Consider the following 16,855-nt stretch of genomic DNA (forward strand, 5'->3'; position numbering starts at 1 on the left):
TCGCCCACGGACGCCGCGGCCCCGGGCCCCACGGCCGCGACCACGCCGTCGCGCACGACGACGTCCGCGACGCGACCCGCGCCTCCGGACCCGTCCCAGACCGTCCCGCCCGCGAGCACCAGCGTCGTCACGGGGACGCCGTCGTCACACGGACGCCGCCGTCACGGGAGCACCGCGGTCGTCGCCAGGACGGGTGCGCTACTCGAAGCGCTGCCACACGGGCTTGTTCGCGTAGGTGTAGCGGTAGTAGTCCGCCAGCTGCAGCTGCGACGCCGCGGCTTCGTCGACGACGATCGTGGCGTGCCGGTGCAACTGCAACGCGCTGCCGGGGCACATCGCGCCGAGCGGCCCCTCGATCATGCCCGCGACCGCCGACGCCTTCGACGACCCCTGCGCCACGAGCACGACCTCGTGCGCGTCGAGGATGGTGCCGAGCCCCTGCGTCAGGCAGTGCGTGGGCACCTGCGACGGGTCGTCGAAGAACCGGGCGTTGTCGGCCCGGGTCTGCGGGGCGAGCGTCTTGATGCGGGTGCGCGACGCGAAGGACGAGGTGGGCTCGTTGAAGCCGATGTGCCCGTTCGCCCCGATGCCGAGGATCTGGATGTCGATGCCGCCCGCGTCGGCGATGGCCCGCTCGTACTCGACGACCGCGGCCTCGACGTCGGAGGCCCGCCCGTCGGGCACGTGGACCTTCGACGCGTCCATGCCCAGGGGCACGACGACGTCGCGCTCGATCACCGAGGCGTAGCTCTCGGGGTGCTCGAGCGGGATGCCGACGTACTCGTCGAGCGCGAACCCGGAGGCGCGGCCGAAGTCGAGTTCGCCCGCCGCGACCCGGGCCGCGAGCGACGCGTAGATGCCGGTGGGCGACGACCCGGTCGCGAGGCCCAGCACGGCCTCGGGGTCGCGCTGGACGACGGACGCGATCTTGAGGGCGGCGACACGGCCGACCTCGTCGGCGTCGCGGACGATGACGATCTCCATGGGGCTCCTTGCTGCCGAGGCGTCAGACGATGTTGGCCACGACCGACGCGATGTACGCCTCGCGTTCTTCGCGTGAGGCCGGCCGCCCGGGCACGCCCGGACGCTGCTGCCACGGTAGCGGCCCCGACTCCCGCCGGTACTCGACGCCGAGGGCGTCGAGGCGTCCGAGGTGCACGGCCAGCCGTGTGGAGAAGTCGTCGAAGTCCCGTGGTTCGGTCGTCCACAGCGCCTCGGCGACGGCGCACAACCGGGGGAACGCGAAGAAGTCGACGGTGCGGGGCGAGTCCATGTGCTCGGTCCAGATGTTGGCCTGGCCTCCGAGCACGTGACGGGCCTCGTCCTCGGTGAGCTGCGCGGGCACCGGTTCGAACGCGAACACGTCGGCCAGGGTGAGCGGGATCGACACCGGGATCGGTTCGTCGGGCCCGTCCGACTGCCGGTAGTCGAGGTAGACCTGGTCGTCGGGACACGCCACGACGTCGTAGCCGCGTCGTGCCGCCGTGATCGCGCCGGTCATGCCCCGCCACGACGCGACCGTCGCGCCGGGTGACATCGTGGCGTTCCCCTCGAGGATCTCGTCCCACCCGAAGGTGCGGCGCCCGGCCGCGGTGAGGTGCGCGTCGAGCCGCCCGATGAACCACGCCTGCAGCTCCTCCTCGTCGGCGAGGCCGCGGTCCCGCATGAGCTCCTGCGTGCGCGGGTCGGCCCGCCACTGCGCCTTGGGGCACTCGTCGCCGCCGATGCCGATCCAGGTGCCCGGGAAGAGCTCCATCACCTCGTCGAGCACGTCGGTGTAGAAGTCGACGGTCGTCTGCTCGGTGTTGAGGACGTCCTCGAAGATGCCCCACTCGGTCCCCACGGCGATCTGCCGGGGCGACGCCACGGGCGTCCCGCCGACCTCGACGGCGCCGACGCCGAGGTGCGGGTACGCCGTGATCGCCGCCATCGAGTGGCCGGGCACGTCGACCTCGGGCACGACCGTGATGTGGCGGGCCGCGGCGTAGGCGACCACCTCGCGGATGTCGTCCTGCGTGTAGAAGCCGCCGTGCGGTCGGCCGTCCTGGGTCGCGTCCGGCCCCGCCCCCACCTGCGACGACCCCCGCCACGCGCCGACCGAGGTCAGGCGCGGGTACTTCGTGATCTCGATGCGCCAGCCCTGGTCCTCGGTGAGGTGCCAGTGCAGCGTGTTGAGGCGGTGCAGGGCCATGAGGTCGACGAACCGCAGGACGTCGTGCTTGGGCAGGAAGTGCCGGGCGACGTCGAGGTGCGTACCCCGCCAGCCGAAACGTGGTCGGTCCTCGACGTCGACGGCGGGCACGACCCAGTCGACCCCGGGCACGAGGGCCGTCCGGTAGGCGGCCGCGGGCAGCAGCTGTCGCAGCACCTGTGCCCCGTGGAACGCGCCGGCCGCGTCGCCACCGGTGATGCGCACCCCCGCGGGTCGCGCCTCCAGCCGGTAGGCCTCGGCGCCGAGCGAGGCGTCCAGGTCGAACGAGATGCCGGTTCCGTCGGCGCTGCCCTCGCGGAGCGGCAGGCCGGTCGCGGGGCGCAGCGCCTGCTGCAGCCAGGCGACGACGCCGGCCAGCTCGTCGGGCGCCGAGACGCGTGTCGCGGAGTCGAGCCGGAACGCCCCGGAGGCGCGGGTCAGCCGGGCAGGACGCGGCACGATCGCGACCGGTGCGGTCTCGGGGGTCGCGGTGCCGGCCCGCTTGGTGGTCGAGGGGGTCGAGGAGTCGGTCGTCACGGGGTCAGCCCTTCACGGCGCCGGCGGACATGCCGGTCACCAGGTTGCGTTGGATGATCATGAAGAAGACGACGACCGGCAGGGAGAACAGCACCGAGGCCGCCATCTGTCCGCCGAAGTCGGTGCCGCTGGTCGGCGTGCTGAACGAGGCCAGCCAGACCGGCAGCGTGTACATCGACTGGTCCTTCATGAACGTGTAGGCCACGAGGTAGTCGTTCCACGCGGCGATGAAGGCGAAGATGCTCGTCGCGATCATGCCGGGCAGCACGAGCGGGAACATGATCCGCGTCAGCACCTGCCAGGTGCTCGCGCCGTCGAGTTGCGCGGCCTCCTCGACCTCGACCGGGATCGCCAGGAAGAACCCGCGCATCACCCAGATCGAGAAGGGCAGCGTCGACGCGACGTACGCCAGGATGAGCCCGCCGTAGGTGCCGAGCAGCCCGAGGCTGTTGAAGATCAGGAACTGCGGGATCAACAGGGCCGTCGCCGGCAGCATCTGCACGATCAGGATGAACACCATGATCGTGCGCCGCCCCCGGAACCGGAACCGCGACAGGGCGGCCGAGGCGAACAGTCCGAGCACGATCGAGAAGACGACGGCCCCGACCACGACGATCACGCTGTTGCGCAGGTTCGTGAAGAAGTCGGACTGCGTCACCGCGACGACGAAGTTGTCGAGGGTCGGGTTCTGCGGCCAGAACAGCGGGGTCGCCGTCATCACCTCGGGGCGCGGCTTGAACGCCGTGTTGACCATCCAGTAGACGGGGAACAGCCACACGAGGCTGAAGACGATCGCGATCGCGTTGCTGACCCAGCGGGGCTTCCGGCGGCGACGGGTCGGGCGGGCGGGCGACGGGCGGCCGGTGCCGTGGCCCGAGCGCGCCTCCTTGCTTCTCTCGTCGCGCGCGACGGTCTCGGTCGTCGTGGTGCCGACGCCGGCGGGTGCGGTCGTGGTCACAGGTCTTCTCCGGATCGGACGAGGTTGCGGACGTAGAACGCGGTCAACACGACGAGCAGCAGGGTGGTGACCACCGAGATGGCGGCGCCCTGCCCGATGTCGAAGCCGACGAACGCGGTGACGTAGGTGAAGACGCCGAGGGTCGAGGTGGCGTCGTCGGGGCCGCCGGCCGAGACGAGCCAGATCTGGTTGAAGACGTTGAAGTCCCAGATGATCGACAGGATCGTGATCAGCAGCAGCGTCGGCTTGAGGAAGACCAGGGTGACGGTCCGGTACACGCGCCACTCGCTCGCCCCGTCGAGCCGCGCGGCCTCTTTGTACTCGAGCGGGATCTGCGTCTCGGCGGCGTACATGGTCAGCGCGATGAAGGGCACCGCCTGCCACACGATCAGCAGCCAGATGCTCGTGTAGGCGAGGGCCGCGTCGTTCGACCAGTCGACGTTGGTCATGTCGCCCACCAGGCCGGTCCGGGTCAACAGCCAGTTCACGACGCCGTAGCCGGGCTGGAACAGCCACTTCCAGACGATCGACGACGCCACGTTGGGCATCGCCCAGGCGAGGATCAGCACGACGGTCACCGTGTAGCGCATCGGCGTGCCGAGTCGGGTGAGCAGGTGCGAGACGCCCGTGCCGATCAGGACGCTGCCGCCGACCATCGCGGCCGTGAAGACCAGCGTGCGGACGAGCGACCACCAGAAGTCGGTGTCGGCCAGCAGGGTCGCGTACTGCTGCACGCCGACCGAGTCGTACGCGCCGGTGAAGAGCGAGCGCTGGTCGTAGTCGGTGAACGACGTGAAGACCAGGAACACGATGGGCGCGACGGTCACGGCGAGCAGCACGATGCCCGCGGGCGACAGCAGCCAGAGCGGGGCGAGCTGGCGCTTCCCGCCGGGGCGCACCGGGGCCTTCCGTCCGGCCTTCGGGCGCCGGCCGCCCTTCTGGTCGGGTGCCGCGCCGGGCGGGGTCTCGGTGAGACCGGGGGCGATCGAGAGGGCCACGGTTCCTCTTTCGGTTCGAGTCCAGGAGGTGCGGGTCGAGGGGGCGGGAGCGTCGCGCGATCAGGTGGTCGCGTGACGCCCCCGGGGTGCTGCCGAGGGCTCGGTGCTAGTCGTTCAGCGCCTCGTCGGTGGCCTCGTCGAAGGACTTCGCGGCCGCCTCGGGCGACTTCGAGCCCGAGACCACCGAGGAGAAGAGCTGGTTGATGCTCTTGTCGCCCTCGAGGGCCGCCCAGTTCGCGCTGGCCGGGGTGGCCTTCGAGTTGAGGGCGGCGTCGAAGAAGCCCTTCTGGATCGGCGTCACCACGCTGCCGGCCGCCTCGATGCCCTCTTCGCTGTTCGGGATCCAGCCGTCGTTGCCCACGACCCACTCGCTCTGGATGTCCGGGCTCGTGGCGATCTTGGTCCACTGCAGGGCCAGGTCGGAGTTCTGGCTCTTGGCCGCGATGCCCCAGTCCGAGCCGCCGAGCATGACCGGCTGCGTCTCGCCCGACTTGCCCGGCATCGGGAACGTTCCGAAGTCGTCGTCGGTCAGGGCGGGGTTGGCCTTCTGGATCAGGTCGATCGAGCCGTTGGTGTGCAGGATCGTCGCCGTCTTGCCGTCCGCGAAGACCTGCGTCTGGTCGGGGGCGTCGGTGTCGAGGGTCTGCGAGGCGGGCGTCGAGTAGGCGTTCTGGAACTCGGTGAAGTCGGCCAGTCCCTGCTGCGCCTCGTCGCTCGCCAGGCCCGCCTTCCAGGTGCCGTCGCTCGACGTGGCGATCTCTCCGCCGGCGTCCCAGACGAACTGCATGCCCGCGTACCAGTACTGGCCGGGCAGGTAGAACGCCGAGAAGTCGGACGCCGTGTTCGCGGCCTTCACCTTGTCGAGGTCGGCGGTGAGCTCGTCGTAGGTGGTGGGCGCCTCGGTCACGCCGGCCTCGGCCCACATCGTCTTGTTGTAGATGACGGCGCGGGCACCGGCGAAGCCGGGCACGGCGTAGAGCGAGTCGTCGACGGTCGCGGGCTCCTCGAGGCCCGTCAACCAGGTCTGACCCTGCTCGAGGTCGTCGCGGTACGACGTCAGGTCGAGGAGTGCACCGTTGGCCGCGTAGCTGGCGACCTGCGTGTTGCCGAGGTCGAGCACGTCGGGTGGGGTGCTCGTGGCGAGTGCCGTGCTGATCTTGGTGGTGATGCCGTCCCACTGCTGGATCTGGACGTCGACGTCGGCGCCCGTCTGCTTCGTGAACTCCTCGTTGACGGCATCGATGGTCTCGGGCGTGTAGTCGCCCGTCATCACCCAGACAGTCAGGGTCTTGCCGTCACCCTTGGTGGTGGGCACGGCCTGGGGTTCGTCGGACGAGCTGCCGCCCGTGCCCGAGCTCGAGCAGGCGGACAGGGCGAGTGCCGCGGCCAGGCCCAGGGCCCCGACCGCCGTGTAGCGTTGGATTCGCGATTTCATCTCCTCGTTCTCGAAGCGGGGATGCCGCATCGCTGTGGTCCCGGCCCGCGCTCGCACAAGCGTCGGGTCGGGAATGCGGCACGGGCCGAGGCCCTCGCCGCCTCCGGGGGTGGACCCCCGAGGTCTGTGGTGGGGCGGTCGCCCCGGGCGAGCCGGGCACCGGGCGTGCCGACGCCGGGCGTGCCGACGCCGGGCGTGCCGACGCCGGGCTCACGTCAACCCCAGTTCGGCCTGCAGCACGAACGACGCGGCGCCTCGCAGGGCGAGGTCGGTGCCGCTGCCCGCGATCCGCATCGTCAGGCCGTTGCTGACGGCGGACAGCGTGCGCTGCCGGACGGTCTCGCGGGCTGCGCGCAGCATCGCGCCCTCGACCAGGTCGGCCGGGCCCGACAGCACGACCTCGTCGATGTTGAGCGCGCTGACGATGGGGGCGAGCACCATGCCGAGCGCGCGACCGGCCTCGTGGAGGACGGCGCCGCGCGATCCTTCGTCGTGCTGTCGGAGGCGCGCCCTCAGCTGCGGGGCGGCGATGGCCTCCTCGAGGCAGCCGCGTCGGCCGCACGCGCACACGTCGCCGTTCTCGTCGACCGTCACGTGCCCGATCTCGCCGGCCGAGAACTGGTCGCCCTCGACGAGCGCACCGGCGACGATCAGCCCGACCCCGACACCGTGGTCGATCGTGACGACGATGAGGCTCTGGCCCGCCGGAGACCGCCCGTCGCCGCTCTGCCCGGCTGCAGCCGGTCCGGTCGCGCCCGGTCCGGTCGCGCCCCGCCCGGTCTCATCGTTCCCGACCTCCTCGCCGAAGGTGCGGATTCCCATCGCCGCGGCGTTGGAGTCGTTGCCCACGTGGACGGGCAGACCGGTGCGGGCCGACAGTCGGGACCGCAGCGGGAGGTCGTACCAACCGAGGTGGACGGCCGTGCGCACGACGCCGTCGTGGTCGACGATGCCGGGGGTCGCGACGCCGACCCCGAGCAGCCGGCGGGTCGTCCGCGAGGCGAGGTCGTCGACGAGCCGCTCGACCAGGCTCACGGCGGCCTCGCCGACGGCCCCGTCGAGCTCGACCCCGGCGCGCTCGACGACCCCGCCCCGCAGGTCGACGACGGCCCCGACGAAACGCTCGGCACTCGACAGGTCGACCGTGACGATGTGGAAGGCGTCCGACTCGATGCCGACGAGCGTCGCCGGCTTGCCGACCCGCGCGTCGTCGCGGACGCCGAGCTCGCGGGCGATGCCGTCGTCGATGAGTTCGGCGACGAGGGCGGAGACGGTGGGGCGCGTCAGACCCGAGCGACGCGCGAGGTCGGCTCGACTCATGGAGCCGTCGCGGTACAGGGCCTGCAGGAGGAGGGACCGGTTGTGGGCGCGGACCGGCGGCTGCTGCTGCCGGGTGATCGTCGTGCTGGTCACGGGCGCGTCCTCTCGTCTCGGCATCGTCGCCGACCTCGGACCCGGTGAGAGGGCCCGTCGGCAGCGGTGCCGGGTGGCGTCGCCGTGGTGGCGTGCCGTTAGTAAATGGGCCTTACAAACACGTGTCAAGGTGCGTGGCGGCGAGTTTACGCACACGAAACACCGGCGGTCAACACCCGAAACACGGCGACCCACGAGCCGCGACCCCTTGCCGCGACAAGGTTCGTAAGCTTTACTAACAAACATGTCCACGCTCGCCACCGTGTCCGTCGCCGCGCCTCACGGCGCCGTCGGCGGTGCGCCGGCGGGACCGTCCGCAGCCGGGTCGACGGAGTGGCCGTGAGGGTCGGCCTCGACATCGGCGGCACCAAGATCGACGCGGTCGTCGTCGACGGGTCCGGAGCCCCCGTCCATCGCCTCCGCCTGCCCACGGGGTTCGGCCCCGATGCCGTGCTGACGAACGCGGCCACGGCGGTCGCCTCGTTGGCGGACCGCTCCGGCGTCGCCGTCGAGGCCTTCGAGTCGGTCGGCGTCGGCATCCCCGGCCTCGTCGACGGCACGACGGGTCGCGTGCGGCACGCCGTGAACATCGGCTTCGACGACGTCGCCGTGGGTCCGACGCTGAGCGCCCGGCTCGGGGTCCCGGTCCGGGTCGAGAACGACGTCAACGCGGCCGCGCTCGGCGCGTACCTCGCCATGTCGCTGTCGGGGTCCGTCGGCTACCTCAACCTCGGCACCGGCCTCGCTGCCGGCCTCGTCGTCGACGGCGAACTCTGGCGCGGCTCGCGGGGCGTCTCGGGCGAGATCGGTCACGTCCCCGTCGACCCCGGGGGCGAACTCTGCCCCTGCGGGCAGCGCGGTTGCCTCGAGACCGTCGCGGCCGGTGCCGCGGTGTCCCGTCACTGGCCGACGGAGGGGGCGTACCCGGCCGTGGCGCTGTTCGCGGCGGCCGACGCCGGCGACCCCGAGGCCGTCCGCGTGCGTGCCGACCTCGCGGCGGGGGTGGCGGCCGCGGTGCGCCTCCTCGTCCTGACGACCGACGTGGACTCCGTCGTGATCGGCGGCGGGCTCAGCAACCTGGGTCGCCCCCTGCTCGACGACGTCGCCGGGGTGCTCGACCGGTGGGCGGCGGGGTCGCCGTTCCTCGCCTCGCTCGAGCTGTCGTCGCGCATCGAGCTGCTGCCGCCGGGGTTCCCCGTGGCGGCCGTCGGTGCCGCGACGATCGGCGCCCGCGGGCCCGCGACGGCCGTCGCCGCCGCCCTCTGACCGCCACCACGACCCTGCGCCCCACGCCGCCACACCGCCACACCGCCACACCGCCACACCGCCACACCGCCACGAGATGGTCACAGCACCAGGAGAAAACCTGGTGCTGTGACCATCTCGCGGTGCGGTGTCCGCCGGTGCCGCGCTACGCCCGGGCCACCCGCAGCGTCACGATCTCGAACGGGCGCAGCGTCAACTCGACCGCGGAGCCCGACGCCCACCGACCGGCCCCGGCCGTGCCCGACGCCAGCTCGCGCTCGATGAGGTCGGTGCGCCACGCCTCGCCGAACCCGCTGTCGGCGTCGACCGTGACGGTGGTGGCCGCCCGAGCACCGCGAGCCTCGTAGAGCCGCACGATCAGGTCGCCCGACCGGTCCTCGGCCAGCTTGACCGCCTCGATCAGCACGGCCGGCGACGACGACGACACCAGCGGAGCGACCCCGGCGCCCGACGACCCCTCGACCCGTCGGACGGGCAGGTTCATGCGGTAGCCCGCGGTCGCGGCGTCGAGCACGTCGGGCGCGACCCGCACGGACGAGCGCAGCACGTGCCGCCCCTGGTCGGCGTGCGGGTCGGGGAACGTCGGTGCCCGCAGCAGCGACTGGCGCACGAGCGTCGTCGTGCCGCCGTCGCCGCCCTCGGCCGTGTCGCGGGTGCTCCGCGTGATGTCGTGGCCGTAGGTGGCGTCGTTCGCCACGGCCACGCCGAAGCCGGGCTCGGCGACGTGCACCCAGCGGTGTGCGACGGTCTCGAACCGGGCGAAGTCCCACGACGTGTTCTGGTGGGTCGGGCGCTGCACGTGACCGAACTGCACCTCGGAGGCCGCCCGGTCGGCGTGCACGTCGAGCGGGAACGCCAGCTTGAGCAGCTTCTGCCGTTCGTGCCAGTCGACCTCGGTCTGCACGTGCAGTTCGCCCTCGCCGTCGTCGAGCCACCAGCGCTGCACGATGGTCGAGTCGCCGATGCGGCGGGTGACGACGAGCGCGCCGCCGTCGACGACGACCGACTCGGCCTCGACCAGGTCGGTGCGGACGTTCTTGTAGGCCTGGTCGACGTCCCAGGCGTCCCACTGGTTGGGGGTGTCGCGGAAGAGCTGCAGCAGCCCGAGCCGGGCTCCCGGGGCGACGAGGTCGCGTCCCGACGTGGCGTCGACGAGCGAGGCGACCAGGCCGTCACCGTCGAACACCGCACGCACGGACCCGTTGTCGAGCACCCAGCCGCCGTCGGAGGCCACCGGTGCCACCGACCCGACCCCCGCCTCCTGGGCCCGTCCCGCGGCCGACCCGGCCGCGGCGTCGACCCCGGCCGACGGGACCGGCCCGGCGTTGAACGTGGTCGTCGCCGACCCCGTCCCCGCCAGTGCCCGCTGGGCCGAACCGATGATCGCCTCGAGCTGCTGGGCGACCCGCGCGTAGTGCCGCTCGGCCTCGTGGTGCACCCAGGCGATCGACGACCCGGGCAGGATGTCGTGGAACTGCTGGAGCAGCACGACGTGCCAGATCTCTTCGAGCTCGTCGTAGGGGTAGTCGAGCAGGCCGCGGGCGGTCGCCGTGGCGCTCCACAGCTCGGCCTCGCGCAGCAGGTGTTCGCTGCGACGGTTGCCCTGCTTGGTGCGGGCCTGCGACGTGTACGTGCCGCGGTGGAACTCGAGGTACATCTCGCCCGACCACACGGCCGGGTCGGCCAGCTCGGCCCGTGCCTGCGCGAAGAAGGAGGCGGGGGTGCCGACGGTCACGCGGGGCGAGCCCTCGAGGTCGCCGGCCCGGCGCGCGGCCGCCATCATCTCGCGGGTCGGGCCGCCGCCGCCGTCACCCCAGCCGAACGGGACGATCGAGACGTTCGAGAACCCCTTCTCGGCGTAACCGCTCTCGGCGTGGGCGAGCTCGGCCGGCGAGAGGTCGGAGTTGTACGTGTCGACGGGCGGGAAGTGCGTGAACACGCGACTGCCGTCGATGCCCTCCCACAGGAAGGTGTGGTGCGGCATGCGGTTCGTCTCGTTCCAGGACTCCTTCTGCGTGAAGAACGAGCTGGCGCCGGCCGCTCGGGCGATCTGAGGCATCGCCCCGGTGTAGCCGAATGAGTCGGGCAGCCACACCTCGTCGTTGTCGATGCCGAACTCCCGGAGGAAGAACCCCTTGCCCGCGACGAACTGCCGGGCGAGGGCCTCGCCGCCGGGCATGTTCGTGTCGGACTCGACCCACATGCCGCCGACGGGCACGAACCGCCCCTCGGCGACCTTCTCGCGCACCCGCGCGTAGAGCTCGGGGTAGCGCTCCTTCAACCAGGCGTACTGCTGCGCGCTCGAGGCGGCGAACACGAAGTCGGGGTCGTCGTCCATCAGGGCGACGACGTTCGAGAAGGTGCGGGCGACCTTGCGCTGGGTCTCGCGGACGGGCCAGAGCCAGGCCGAGTCGATGTGCGCGTGGCCGGTCGCGACGACCCGGTGCGCGCTCGCGTTCGCCGGTGCCGCGAGCACGTCGGCGAGCGCGGCACGCCCGGCTGCCGCGGTCCCCGCGACGTCCGCGTGGTCGACGACGTCGCACATCCGGTCGAGCGCCCGCAGGATCTCGTGCCGTCGCGGCGACGTGAGCGCGAGGGTGCGCATCAGCCCGACGAGGGTCCAGACGTCGCGGTCGAGTTCGGCGACCACCTCGTCGCGTTCGGCGAGCACGATGCTGCGCAGGGCGTAGATCGGGGCGTCGCCCGCGGTCTCGGGGTCGCCGAGCGGTGTCTCGCCGTGGAAGTCGTCGCCACCGATGTCGGGGTTCGACGCGGCCTCGACGTAGACGTCGATCGTGCTGCCCGGGGTGACGCCCGCGCCGATCGCCGTCAGCGGCACGTAGCCGTTGTACGGCTCGATGGCCTTGACGATCGTGCCGTCGGGTCGCCAGACGAGGCCCTCGGCCTGGAACCCGGGCTGCCTGATGCTGAAGCCCAGGTCGACGACGAGTTCGAGGGCGGTCGCCGGGTCGGTGCCGAGATCGTCGGGCACCGTCCCCGTGACGTGGAACCACGTGGTGCCCCACGGCCTGCTCCACGGCGAGCCGACGGCGAACGGCGCGAACGTCTGCGAGACGGCCTCGGCGAAGGGGACCGGCTCACCCGGTGCCTCCCAGGCCGTGATCGTCAGCGGGACGGCCCGGCGGTAGACCGCCGGGGTGATGCGGTCGCGGACGAAGCGGTCGATGCGGGCCTCGACGAGGACGGTGTTGTCGTGCATGGGATCAGTCTCCTGACGGGCGCGCCGGGGCGCACGGTGGGGCGGGTCGTTCTGTGGACCGGGAGGGCGGCGGGGGCACTGGTGGGGAGGCGCCTCACCCCTTCACGGCGCCGGCCAGCGCGTTCGAGCCGCCGAGGGTCCGCGAGACGAGGACGTACAACGCGATGACGGGCACCGAGTAGACGATCGAGAACGCCGCCAGCTGGCCGTACGCCACCGAGCCGTACTGCCCGAAGAAGTTGAAGATGCTCACGGCCGCCGGCTGCTTGTCGGGGCTGAGCAGCAGGACGAACGGCACGAAGAAGTTCCCCCAGGCCTGGATGAACACGAAGATGAACACCACGGCGATGCCCGGCCGCATGAGCGGCACCACGATGCGCGTCAGGGTCGAGAACATCGAGGCCCCGTCGGTCCACGCGGCCTCTTCGAGCGAGATCGGCACCGAGTCCATGAAGTTCTTCGCCATCCAGATCGCCATCGGCAGGCTGGTCGCGGCCAGGAAGAACACCGTGCCGCCGATCGAGTCGATCAGGTTCAGCGAGACGAACAGGCTGTAGACGGGGACCATCATCGCGGTGATGGGCAGGCCGGTGCCGAAGAGGATGCCGTAGAGGAACGGCTTGTTGATTCGCATCCGGTACCGCGAGAGCGGGTACGCCGCGAGGATCGCCACGACGACGGTCACCAGGGCGCAGCCGCCCGACACGATGAGGCTGTTGGCGAGCGGGACGAACGAGATCTCGGGCGTCAGCACGGCGGTGAAGTTGTCGAGCGTGAACTGCGACGGCACCTTCGCCGACAGCGTGGCCGACGGGTCGAACGAGGCCAGCAGCAGCCAGGCGAGCGGGACGGCGAAGCAGATCGCGATGACGATCAGCACGGCGTTCGAGACGGCCTTCATGCTGCGGCCGCTGGGTGAGGTCATGGCCATGGTCAGTCGACCTCCGGTTTGAGGGCCCTGATGTAGATGATCGAGAAGACCGCGCCGACGAGCAGCATGATCGTGGCGATGGCGGTCCCGAAGCCGAGCTGCGAGAACTGGAACGCCTCCTGGTAGGCCAGGATCGGCAGGGTCGTGCTGTTGACGCCGGGCCCGCCGCCGGTCATCACGTAGATCAGGGTGAACACCGAGAGCGTCTGCAACGTGGTCAGCATGAGGTTGGTCGAGATGCTCCGTCGGATGACCGGCAGCGTGATGAAGACCAGGCGTTGCCAACCGGTGGCGCCGTCGACCTCCGCCGACTCGGTGATCTCGGGGGGCACCTCCTGCACCGCCGCCGAGTAGACGAGCATCGAGAACGCGGCACCACGCCAGATGTTGGCGAGGATCACCGAGAGCATCGGCATCGCGTAGAGCCAGTTGGCGCCCGTGATGCCGAACCACGACAGGACCGTGTTGAGCGTGCCCGCGTCGTTGAAGAACGCGTACGCCGCGAAGGCGGCGACGATCTCGGGCAGCACCCACGCGGCGATGACGAACGTGCCGACGATCGAGCGCACGACCTTGTGGCCGTTCCGCATCAGTAGCGCGAGCCCCAGGCCGACGACGTTCTGGCCCACCACGGCCGAGAAGAAGACGAAGGCGAGCGTCAGCAGCACCGACTTCGGGAAGTCCGGGTCGGCGAACAGCTCGGTGTAGTTGCGCAGGCCGATGAACTCCGAGCCGCCGGCGGCGTAGCCGGTCAGCGACGCGTCGGTGAACGAGCCGTAGAAGCTCGAGATGACGGGCCCCAGCAGGAACAGGGCCAGCAGGACGAAGGCCGGGACGAGCGGCAGGGTGCGGGCGCCGGTGCGCAGGGCGCGCGCCTTCGACGCCCCCGCCCGGCGACCCGGCTTCTCGCCGTGGGGCCCGGGGCCGGGCCCGGAGGCCCCCGGTCGGCCGCTCTCACGGCCGACCGGGGTGGGGGCGATGGTCGCCATGTGGCTAGTCCCCCGCCTTCTGCGTCTGGTCCTCACCGACGATGCCGACCAGCTGGTCGTCGAAGGCGGCGGCCGCCTCCTCGGGGCTCTGCTGGCCCGTCATGACGGCCTCCATCGCGACGGTGATCTCGTTCGAGATGCGGCTGTAGTCGGTGGTCGCCGGACGGAAGTGCGTCACCGGCACGATCGACGAGAAGAACTCGAAGGTCGGGTTGCTGCCGACGTACTCGGGGTCCTCGGCGACGTCGCTGCGCACTGCGATCTGGCTGGCGGCGATGTCGTAGCTCTGCGAACCGTCCTTGTCGAGGGCGTCGGCGATGAACTCGAACGCCTTGTCGGGGTTCTTCGTCTTCGAGCCGACGGCCAGCGTCCAGCCGCCCGACATGCTCGTCGCACCCGGCTTCGCACCGTCCTGGGTGGGCATGGGCGCCTGGCCCATCACGTCGTTCCACTCGGGCCACGGGTTGGTGCCGGTCTCGAGCCAGGTGCCGCTCATCCACGATCCGTCGAGGGCGATCGCGAGCTTGCCCTGCGGGAGCCATTCCCCACCGACGATGGTGGCGATGTTGGTGTCCAGCGCCTCCTCGGGTTTCGGTCCGATGCCGCCCTGGTAGACGTCCTCGATGAAGCCGAGCGAGTCGACGAAGCCCTGCGAGTCGGTGAGCCACTTGCCGGTCTCGTCGTCGTACAGGGTGCCGGTCGGCGTGCCGTACAGCAGCATCTCGAAGCCCTGCATGGTCGCGCCCTCGCCCTGCGGCTTGCCCGAGTACACGTTGAGCGGGACCACGTCGGGCACCTTCGCCTTGACCGTCTCGGCCGCGTCGAGCACGTCCTGCCAGGTCTTCGGCTCCCACGGCACGGGCAGGCCGGCCTGCGCGAAGAGGTCCTTGTTGTACCAGAGCGCCCGGGTGTCGGTGCCCATCGGGATGCCGTAGGTCTTGCCGTCCTCGCCGACGCCGGCCTCCTTGGCGTTGTCGTAGAACGCGTCCCAGTCCTCCCACGCGTCGGTGTACTCGTCGAGCGGCAGCAGGTAGCCGGCGGCTGCGTCGCTCTTGACCTTGAAGGTGTCCTCGTACATGACGTCGGGCGCGGTGGCCGCCGACCGGTTCATCAGCGCGAGTTTGGTGAAGTAGTCGTCGTTCTGCGCCGCGATGGGCACGAACTCGACCTTCATGCCGGGGTTGGCCGCCTCGAAGGTCTTCGCGGTCTCCTTCATGTGGGCGTCCATCTGCGTGAACGTCCCGAACTTCTGGTACGCGACCTTGATGGTGTCGGAGTCGCCGCTGCCGGCGCCCCCCGAGCAACCCGAGGCCAGCAGGGCCGTGGCGACCGCTGCGGCGGCGACGGCCAGTGCGCGCTTGCGCCCCCGGACCGAGGTGAACGTGCGTGACATGGTGCTCCTTTGCTCCAGTCGCGTCGGCGCCGGGCTGCTCTGCCCGACCGCGATGCGATTACTACATCGTATGGAGTAACTCGTGTCAAGACGCCGGACCGCATCGGTCCGGTAACGGCGCACGAGCCGGGGAGGCGCGGGTCGGTAGCCCCGGAGGCGCGGGTCGGGACCGCAGGAGGCGCGGGTCGGGACCCGAGGAGGCGCGGGTCGGCCCCGTCAGGCGCGGATCAGCAGGGCGGAGGGTCGCGGCGAGAACGTCTGGTCGAGCACGAGGCAGGCGGCTCCGACGGCCGCGACGTCGATGCCGATCGACGATTCGACGAGCCGGATCGGGTGTTTCGGGATCAGCGCCGGGTCGTCGCGGAGCGCGGCCGGCAGCACCGCGAGGACGTGCCGCGACAGCGGCGCCCAGAACGGGCCGCCGAAGACGACCTCGTCGAGGTCGAGCAGGTTGACGATGGTCACGAGGGCACGCGCGAGGTGTCGGCCCGCGCCGTGCAGCACCCCGAGGGCGCCCGCGTCTCCCAGGTCGGCCTTGCCGACCAGGGCGCCGAACGCCTCGTCGATGCGGCGCATGTCGACGTCGTCCCCGCTGCGAGCCGCCTCGGCGAGCGCCTCGTCCGAGACGTCCCCCTCGACCAGCACTCCCGTGGCCGCGGCCTCCCGCACGAGGGCGTGCGGCGTGATGAGCTCCCCGACGCAGCCGATGCGCCCGCAGGTGCAGCGGTGGCCGTGGTCGTCGACCATCACGTGCCCCGAGTCCCCCGCGTTCGCGCTGGCCCCGCGCAGCACGTCGCCGCCCAGCACGAGCCCGGTGCCGTAACCGGTGCCGTAGTAGACAAAGGCGAAGTCGCTGCGCTCACCCGCGCCTCCGTCGCTGAGCCAGAGCTCGGCGACCGCGCAGGCCGTGACGTCCTTCTCGAGCAGCACCGGCAGGCCGGTCGCCTCGCTGAGCGCCCGACGCAACGGCACGTGCCGCCAGAGGGGCATCATCGGGGGGTCGAGCACGAGGCCGGGCCCGATGTCGACCGGGCCGGGCGAGGCGATGCCGACCCCCAGCAGCAGGTCGCGGTCGACGCCGCTCGTGACGACCAGTCCGTCGATGGCCCGTGCCATCAGGGCCACCACCTCGTCGGGTTCGCTGGCCGAGGGCGTCAACTCTCGGGCGTGGGCGACGACCGTGCCGACGAGGTCGAGCAGGACGAACGTCAGCACGGCGGGGTCGATGTGCACGCCCACGGCGAACCGCCCGCGGGACTCGAGCTGCAGCATGGTGCGGGGCTTGCCGGGACCGCTGATGACGGTGCCGCTCTCGCGGATGAGCCCCGCCTCGATCAGTCGGCGCGAGACGTTCGTCACGGCCTGGGGGCTGAGTCCGGTGCGCCCGGCGATCTCGGTCCGGCTGAGGCCCGCGCTCTCCCGCCGGATGGCGTCGAGCACGACCGACCGGTTGTAGCCGCCGATCGCCGGCAGGTTCGTCCCGCGGTTCATTCTCGTCATCATCCACGACGTCGGGGGGTCGCG

At 71.4% G+C, this 16,855-nt stretch carries 12 protein-coding genes; 1 reads left to right on the forward strand and 11 read right to left on the reverse strand.

The genetic code is table 11. The annotated features are described in order from the left end of the window. Positions 1–198 precede the first annotated feature (198 nt). The 6 genes from nagB to IFT36_RS03570 form a co-directional block, all read right to left on the reverse strand. Positions 199–984 (reverse strand): glucosamine-6-phosphate deaminase, encoded by a 786-nt coding sequence (nagB, locus tag IFT36_RS03545; RefSeq protein WP_123571241.1) that lies wholly within the window; start codon positions 982–984, stop codon positions 199–201. A gap of 22 nt (positions 985–1,006) precedes the next feature. Next, positions 1,007–2,728, reverse strand: a complete 1,722-nt coding sequence (locus tag IFT36_RS03550) for a beta-N-acetylhexosaminidase (protein WP_200412433.1) — start codon at positions 2,726–2,728, stop codon at positions 1,007–1,009. Between the two features lie 4 nt (positions 2,729–2,732). Beyond that, positions 2,733–3,686: a carbohydrate ABC transporter permease gene (locus tag IFT36_RS03555; RefSeq protein ID WP_199736328.1), complete on the reverse strand. Its 954-nt coding sequence runs from the start codon at positions 3,684–3,686 to the stop codon at positions 2,733–2,735. Then, on the reverse strand, positions 3,683–4,684 hold the full coding sequence (locus IFT36_RS16335) for a carbohydrate ABC transporter permease (protein ID WP_200412434.1): 1,002 nt from the start codon (positions 4,682–4,684) through the stop codon (positions 3,683–3,685). Before IFT36_RS16335 ends, IFT36_RS03555 begins: the two co-directional genes overlap by 4 nt. A 106-nt stretch (positions 4,685–4,790) precedes the next feature. Further along, positions 4,791–6,119, reverse strand: coding sequence for an extracellular solute-binding protein (locus tag IFT36_RS03565; RefSeq protein WP_200412435.1), 1,329 nt, complete (start codon positions 6,117–6,119; stop codon positions 4,791–4,793). Between the two features lie 210 nt (positions 6,120–6,329). Continuing rightward, the gene (locus IFT36_RS03570) at positions 6,330–7,532 is read right to left on the reverse strand and encodes an ROK family transcriptional regulator (RefSeq protein WP_200412436.1); all 1,203 of its coding nucleotides are present in this window, start codon (positions 7,530–7,532) and stop codon (positions 6,330–6,332) included. Positions 7,533–7,871: 339 nt separating this feature from the next. On the opposite strand from IFT36_RS03570, the gene IFT36_RS03575 reads away from it, so the two are divergent. Continuing rightward, a complete protein-coding gene (locus IFT36_RS03575; protein ID WP_159825065.1) occupies positions 7,872–8,798 on the forward strand; it encodes an ROK family protein in 927 nt (308 codons plus the stop codon). 145 nt (positions 8,799–8,943) lie between these two features. Here IFT36_RS03575 and IFT36_RS03580 read toward each other — a convergent pair whose 3' ends face one another. The 5 genes from IFT36_RS03580 to IFT36_RS03600 all read right to left on the reverse strand — a co-directional run bounded on the left by IFT36_RS03580 (position 8,944) and on the right by IFT36_RS03600 (position 16,822). Then, a complete protein-coding gene (locus tag IFT36_RS03580) occupies positions 8,944–12,018 on the reverse strand; it encodes an alpha-mannosidase (protein WP_200412437.1) in 3,075 nt (1,024 codons plus the stop codon). A 94-nt stretch (positions 12,019–12,112) separates the two neighbouring features. After that, entirely contained in the window at positions 12,113–12,949 is an 837-nt protein-coding gene (locus tag IFT36_RS03585; protein ID WP_043594260.1) for a carbohydrate ABC transporter permease, read from the reverse strand. A 2-nt stretch (positions 12,950–12,951) separates the two neighbouring features. Continuing rightward, a complete protein-coding gene (locus tag IFT36_RS03590; RefSeq protein WP_200412438.1) occupies positions 12,952–13,938 on the reverse strand; it encodes a carbohydrate ABC transporter permease in 987 nt (328 codons plus the stop codon). 4 nt (positions 13,939–13,942) lie between these two features. Continuing rightward, entirely contained in the window at positions 13,943–15,331 is a 1,389-nt protein-coding gene (locus IFT36_RS03595; RefSeq protein WP_056043385.1) for an extracellular solute-binding protein, read from the reverse strand. Between the two features lie 216 nt (positions 15,332–15,547). After that, positions 15,548–16,822, reverse strand: coding sequence for an ROK family transcriptional regulator (locus IFT36_RS03600; protein WP_200412439.1), 1,275 nt, complete (start codon positions 16,820–16,822; stop codon positions 15,548–15,550). Positions 16,823–16,855: the final 33 nt, after the last annotated feature.

Source organism: Frigoribacterium sp. CFBP 13605, from assembly GCF_014839405.1.
Lineage (GTDB): Bacteria > Actinomycetota > Actinomycetes > Actinomycetales > Microbacteriaceae > Frigoribacterium.

Bases quoted from the DNA above. Each gene is read 5' to 3' on its own strand.
- nagB (WP_123571241.1), bottom strand. From the start codon at position 984: ATGGAGATCGTCATCGTCCGCGACGCCGACGAGGTCGGCCGTGTCGCC.
- IFT36_RS03565 (WP_200412435.1), bottom strand. From the start codon at position 6,119: ATGAAATCGCGAATCCAACGCTACACGGCGGTCGGGGCCCTGGGCCTG.
- IFT36_RS03580 (WP_200412437.1), bottom strand. From the start codon at position 12,018: ATGCACGACAACACCGTCCTCGTCGAGGCCCGCATCGACCGCTTCGTC.
- IFT36_RS03585 (WP_043594260.1), bottom strand. From the start codon at position 12,949: ATGGCCATGACCTCACCCAGCGGCCGCAGCATGAAGGCCGTCTCGAAC.
- IFT36_RS03590 (WP_200412438.1), bottom strand. From the start codon at position 13,938: ATGGCGACCATCGCCCCCACCCCGGTCGGCCGTGAGAGCGGCCGACCG.
- IFT36_RS03595 (WP_056043385.1), bottom strand. From the start codon at position 15,331: ATGTCACGCACGTTCACCTCGGTCCGGGGGCGCAAGCGCGCACTGGCC.
- IFT36_RS03600 (WP_200412439.1), bottom strand. From the start codon at position 16,822: ATGAACCGCGGGACGAACCTGCCGGCGATCGGCGGCTACAACCGGTCG.